Annotated in this window: 4 protein-coding genes; 1 reads left to right on the top strand and 3 read right to left on the bottom strand. The window is 68.6% G+C overall.

Features of this window, described 5'->3' with window-relative positions; all coding sequences use genetic code 11:
- From BQ8420_RS06020 to BQ8420_RS06010, 3 genes are all read right to left on the bottom strand, one after another.
- A partial coding sequence (locus tag BQ8420_RS06020) for a styrene monooxygenase/indole monooxygenase family protein (protein WP_087096815.1) occupies positions 1–1236 on the bottom strand: 1236 nt, incomplete at its 3' end.
- Positions 1233–2087 (bottom strand): hypothetical protein, encoded by an 855-nt coding sequence (locus BQ8420_RS06015; RefSeq protein WP_087096814.1) that lies wholly within the window; start codon positions 2085–2087, stop codon positions 1233–1235. The genes BQ8420_RS06020 and BQ8420_RS06015, both read right to left, overlap by 4 nt.
- On the bottom strand, positions 2087–2530 hold the full coding sequence (locus BQ8420_RS06010) for a hypothetical protein (protein WP_087096813.1): 444 nt from the start codon (positions 2528–2530) through the stop codon (positions 2087–2089). The genes BQ8420_RS06015 and BQ8420_RS06010 overlap by 1 nt, the downstream gene beginning before the upstream one ends.
- Before the next feature lie 133 nt (positions 2531–2663).
- Between BQ8420_RS06010 and BQ8420_RS06005 the strand changes: the two genes are divergently transcribed.
- Positions 2664–3449, top strand: a 786-nt coding sequence (locus BQ8420_RS06005) for a helix-turn-helix transcriptional regulator (RefSeq protein ID WP_143847124.1), incomplete at its 3' end; no start/stop codon positions are given.

The raw sequence follows: 3449 nt of genomic DNA, 5'->3' as shown, positions 1-3449 counted from the left end.
TTCGGGGTCCAGGAGCCAGTCGGCGTAGGTGCGCGGATCCACCAGCCCGGCCACGATGCGCTCGGCGATCTCGGGGTGGGTGGTGGCCGCGTCGAAGACCTGGCCCACGTGGGCGGGGGCGTGCGGTTCCCACATCGCGTCGAGCATCTCCGACAGGCCCGCGGCGGCTTGCCCCATCCCGGCGTGCGGCCCGTGCTTGAAGGGCAAGCCGCCCCAGAACCCGTCGAAGGTGTCCTGCATCCAGGCCGGATCGAAGGCGGCGTCGCCGTGGGCCAGGATGCGGGCCCGGTAGTGCTGGGCGCCGTGGGAGGACACGTTGCCGCCTTGGGCGGCCATGGGGTCGGTCCTGACCAGCCCATTGCCCATCCCCAGTACGTGACCGCCGGAGGGCAGCACGCCGACTGGGTGACGGGCGTGCGGGCTGATGCGGTGCACACTGGTGCTGCGCTCACCCAGCAGTTCCGCGTGCTGGACCCGCTCGGCTAGCACCGGGAAATACCTACGCAGCAGGTCTTGGCTACGACGGAGCTGCTCCTGGGGGCCGGGCCGGTCGGGCCAGGCGTCCGTGGGCCCGCCGGTGGAGGAGACCAGCTGCAGGATGTGGCCCGGACCTTCTTTGGTCAGGACCGGGGCGAGGATGGCACGCATCTCCTGGGTTGAGCCCACCGAGGCCACGTCCCCGCCCAGGCGACCGTGGCCGCTGTCGTGCACCTCTTCGAGCAGGACCTGGGCCACGACCCGATCACGAGTGGGGGCACCGTTCTGGGCACGGTCGAAGAGCTGACCGAGTTCGCCATCGCCGACCGCGACCACGATCAGGTCGAACATTCGCGAGAAGTAGTCCAGGTCGGTGACGGTGACGCCGTGGATGACGGCCTTGCCGCCCCGATCCTCGAAGTACTCCAGCCAGTCGGCCATCTGCACTCTGCGATCCACCGACGTGCCCGGGGCCTGGAAGGCGCCCAGGACCGTGGCCGGATCCCCGTGAGGGGGGTGCAGTTGCAGCTCCACACCCTGGATTCGGGGCGCCCGGGCTTCCCACATCGCCAGCTCCAACTCCCGTTCGTGGGCGCGGGCGCCCGCCAGGGTGAAGCTGAACAAGGGCAGGTGGCTGGAGCGGATCTCAGTACTGGAGTGGCCGGTGATGAGGGTGACCCGGTAGCCGTCGGTCAGGAGTTGGTGGGCCAGTTGGAGTCCGGAGGCGCTGGCCCCCACGATCATGATGTTGCGGCTCATCGCAGGGCCTCCTGGTTGATGTGCAGCAGGCGGGCCAGGGCCGCCCGGGTCGAGGGACGGGAGCCGGCGTCGGCCAGGTGCACCTCGTCCAGTTTCAAAAGGGCGCGGATCTGTTCCAGGTCCGGTTCGCTGCGTCCCTGGTCGTTGACCACGACCAGATGGGGCAGCCCGGTCTCACGTACCGCTTCCAAACAGGGCAGGGTCTCCTTGATGCGGTCGGGGTGGGCCATCACCACTACCCCGGAGGCGCCCCGCACCACATCGAGCCACAGGGCGTCGAACGCGGACGGTTGTGGGGCGGCCAGCAGGTGCAGGCGTGCGTCCCGGTCCAGGGGGATGCACCCCAGCTCCAGGCTTTCGTTCTGCAACCCCTGCTGGTCGGGGTGTTGTTGGCCCACGTGCAGGGGGGCGGTGCTGGCGGACGCTCCCACCAGGGTGGAGGCCCCTGCGCCGGTGGGGCCGGTGACCACGATCTTCAGCGACACCAGGCCGGGCCTCCAATGGGGGCGTTTACTGCCGCCGCTGCTCAGGTGCTTGGCGACCCCGCGGACGAACTGCGGGCCGGTGCTCAGCGGGCTGATGGTCACCAGGTGGTGTGCGTGGAGTTCGACCAACACCAGGGCGGTGACCGCCCGCGGCAGTTGCAGGCGGGAGCTGATCTCCAACAGCGTCATCGGCTCCGCCCCGGCCTCGTCTGTCAGTAGGCGGGCCACGGTCCAGGACTGCTCATGCAACCCCGGCAAGGAGGACGGTGTGGGCAGGGGTGAGCGGCCCTGCACCAGGGTGTGATCGGCGATCTGTGAGGTCCGGCGCAGGCCCATCGACCGGGTGACAACAGCGGTGTCCGTCATCAGGCCACCGACCGGTACACGCGCATCCGACCCACCCGGTCGGGTAGGGACGAGGGCAACAAGCCCTCCAAGGCGTCGACGGCCTTGGAGATGCGGGCGTTGGCCTGGTCCACTCCCTGGCCGGGGCCCACCAGGGTGACCAGCGCGGTGCACGCGGTGGCCGGGCTGAAAATCAGCCACCCTTGTCGAGCGGCCAAGCGGATCAGGACGTCCTCGGGCTTGCCCTTGCCCAGCAGGCCGCCGAGTGTCAGCGATTGGTTCAGCAGGCTCGGGGTCGCCGAGGCCAGCCCTTCGGCCATCTCTTGGGCCATGTCGTGGTAGGTGAGCGCGAGCCCGTCGTGGGTGGCCACGGTCACCGGGGCGCCGATGCCGGTCAGCACCGCGGTGATGCGACCCCAATCCGGCTCAGGTGGATGTTCGTGTACAGGGAGGGAAACCTTCATGCCATTACCGTGACCGGTTTCGGTTTATGCCACCTATGCCGGGCTGGCATAATCGGGAATTGCTGAGTTATGCCGAAAGTATGCCCAGGCATATTCGGGATGAATGAGGACAAAGAGGATTTCGGGGGTTGGCGTGACAGTGTGCACCACCTGCGCGGGTCGATGCCGGTGCGACCTCATCGCCGAGTTCAGCGAAGACGCCCAGGTGCGCGCCGCCCACCACCGAGGCGACGCCACCGCACTGGTCTACCTCGCCGGACGCAACCTGGGCCTATCCCAAGCCGAGGTGGCCCACCTGTGCGGTCTGTCCCAAGGATTTGTCTCTCGCGTGCTGTCCGGACAGCGAACGATCAAGGAAGAGGACCGAAAAAGGGTCGTCCTCGCCCGCTTCGCACCACCCGATTACGCTCCACCACCCGCAGGACCGGCCCCCATCACGGTCACCGAAACCGACCTGGATTCCGCATTTGGTGAGGTCACCGCAATGGCGGCCTTTGGAGACCTGGGCGGCCCCGCCCTAGGGCTGGTCGATCGGATGGACCCGGTGGCCACCACACCGGCCCGGCTCGGTGCCCAGGACGTGGCCCACCTGGAGACCATCACCGACATGATGGAACGCACCGATTTTCTCCACGGTGGCGGCATGGGCTACTACGCCCTGATCGGACAACTCCGGCACGCCTGTGAGCTGTACCGGCACACCTCATGCAGCCCCGCTGTGCGCACCGCCCTGGAAAGCGCCCTGGCCCGCCTGTGCAAAGTCGCCGCCTGGAGCGCTTTCGACGGCGGCGACCAGGACGTCTCCCGCCGCTGCTGGATCCTGGGGCTGTCCATGGCCCGCCGCGCCGCCGACCACCAGGTGATGACCAGTCTGCTCACCGACATGGCCCGCGCCTCCATCCACCACGGCCACCCCGAC

The organism is Nocardiopsis sp. JB363 (assembly GCF_900143625.1).
Lineage (GTDB): Bacteria > Actinomycetota > Actinomycetes > Streptosporangiales > Streptosporangiaceae > Nocardiopsis.
The sequence above is the reverse complement of the archived record's forward strand: the minus strand, read 5'-3'. Positions and strand labels throughout refer to the sequence as shown.

Excerpts from the sequence above, each read along its gene's own strand:
- BQ8420_RS06015 (WP_087096814.1), bottom strand. The coding sequence starts at position 2,087 with ATGACGGACACCGCTGTTGTCACCCGGTCGATGGGCCTGCGCCGGACC.
- BQ8420_RS06010 (WP_087096813.1), bottom strand. The coding sequence starts at position 2,530 with ATGAAGGTTTCCCTCCCTGTACACGAACATCCACCTGAGCCGGATTGG.